This is a genomic window from Psychrobacter sp. FME5 (genome assembly GCF_014861375.1).
In the GTDB taxonomy this organism is placed as follows: domain Bacteria; phylum Pseudomonadota; class Gammaproteobacteria; order Pseudomonadales; family Moraxellaceae; genus Psychrobacter.
Map to the genome: position 1 here is coordinate 1 of NZ_RRYX01000204.1, position 1,925 is coordinate 1,925.

Sequence of the window (1,925 nt, forward strand, 5' to 3'; positions counted from 1 at the left end):
GTCACAACCCTTAGGCAAGAACTCTCTGATTAAGCCGTTGGTATTCTCGTTGGTTTGAGCTATGCTGAAGAAACCGTACAACTAAACTTGGTAAACTAAGCACAATTATAGGAGTTTACCATGACCGGAGTTTTTCAAGGTAGTTGTCACCATCAAGCTAAATTAAGCGGCTTGTAATCTTTGCTGTTGTTGCTCTTTTACAGGATTTAGCGTTGTTGGCCCTACAGGCTCGCAGTTCCTCACCTCCTGAGTTCCCCAACGTATCGGGTTTTCATCTTTAGCGCGCTGCATCGTGAGCAGACGCTTCGCCAGTATTTCCTTATCCTCACCCGTATGGCGCTGATTGGGCGTCACAAAGTTCAGCTGACTGTGCTTATGCTCATTGTTGTACCAGCGCGTGAAGCTCAGCATCCATCGTCTTGCCGCATCTAAGCTCTTAAAGCCATCGATAGGCCAATTAGGGCGATACTTGCAGGTTTTAAATAAAGACTCTGCAAACGGGTTGTCATTACTGACACGCGGTCTGCTGTAAGAGGTGAGTACCCCAAGCTCATACGCTTTCATGCGCATGGTTTGAGCTTTCATCGGTGCCCCATTGTCTGAGTGTAGCACCACCCCAGTGTGCAATACATTCTCACTGATTAAAGTACGCTCAAGCAGCTGAGCTGCTAATGCGCCTGACTCGTGGTCATAAACCTCCCAGCCAACAATCTTACGGCTATAGACATCTTCAATCATATACAAATAATAGAACTGCCCCCGTACTGGACTTGGCAAATAGGTGATATCCCAGCAGAACACTTGGCAAGGGCCAGTGGCAGTAAAGGTCTTTGGGGCGCTTGAGGCTTTAGGGGCAAGTGCACGACCGCGGTGAGCCAATTGCTCATGCTGCCTCAGCACCCGATAAAAGGTAGACTCTGAGCCATGATATATCCCCTCATCAAGCAGGGTCGGTACAATTTGGGTGGGCGGCAGACTGGCAAAGCGGGGCTGATTGCACACGGCAATAATGGCGGCTTGTTCAGAGGCGCTCAGTTTATTCTTAGGAGCTTGGCGCACGACGTCACACCGTTTATCACCATTCACGTGACCTGCGCGGTACCAGCGCCGATAGGTGCGGATGCTAATGCCAACTTCAATACAGGCAAGGTTAAGTCTGGCTCCTGAGTGATTGGCCTCTTGTATCCAGTCTATGTATTGCTTGCGCTTAGGGAGCAAGGTCAGTCGTCCTCGTGCTCCTCCCAAAACGCTTCCAACTTTTTTCGCAATACCAGTAAGGCGGCAGTTTCAGCTAAAGCCTTTTCTTTTCGAGCAAGCTCTCGGGTGAGTTGTTTGATCTGTTTGCGATCGCTCTGCTGCTGACGCTTGTCTTTCAGGCTTTGTTGTTTGCTGCTGCTAAAGCCTTGTAAGGCGTCAGTACGCCACGCTTTGATTTGCTCAACATATAGGCCTTTGCTGCGGCAGTATTCGCTAAGTTCACTCTCGCTTAGGGTGGCCGTCTCTATAATGGTGGCAAGCTTGGTTTCGCTTGACCAGTCATCAGGGGTTTTATGGTTCGATGGCATGGGGTGACCTTGTTCTCTAGCTTGGGCACGCCAATTATACAGGGTCTGTAATCCGATGCCTTCACTTCTTGAAACCTCGGCAACACTTAGGCTCAGCGGGGGTAGCAGTTTGCTGAGTATAGCCTGTTTACGTTCTTCGCTATATCGTGGCATGATGTGTCCTCATTGTCCCCTTTGGAATTATTATTTAGGGGTGACAACTATCCTGCCATAGGGGGTGACCAAGAAATTAAGAACCTACAGTGTCAGCTATAAATTTAATACTATGTTTTGCCCCTATAAGGGCATAAATCTGGTATCGTTCCCCTAGGCTTAGATGTGTATAGTTCATGGTTGCAATCTCACTTTGGTCGGTGGATA

General features: G+C 48.7%; 1 protein-coding gene. It reads right to left on the reverse strand.

What is annotated here, in order from left to right; translation table 11 throughout:
- Nucleotides 1-162 precede the first annotated feature (162 nt).
- A protein-coding gene (locus EI161_RS14125; RefSeq protein WP_225735414.1) for an IS3 family transposase occupies nucleotides 163-1,718 on the reverse strand; the annotation gives its coding sequence in 2 pieces (ribosomal slippage) (nucleotides 163-1,265 and nucleotides 1,265-1,718; 1,557 coding nt in all).
- Nucleotides 1,719-1,925: the final 207 nt, after the last annotated feature.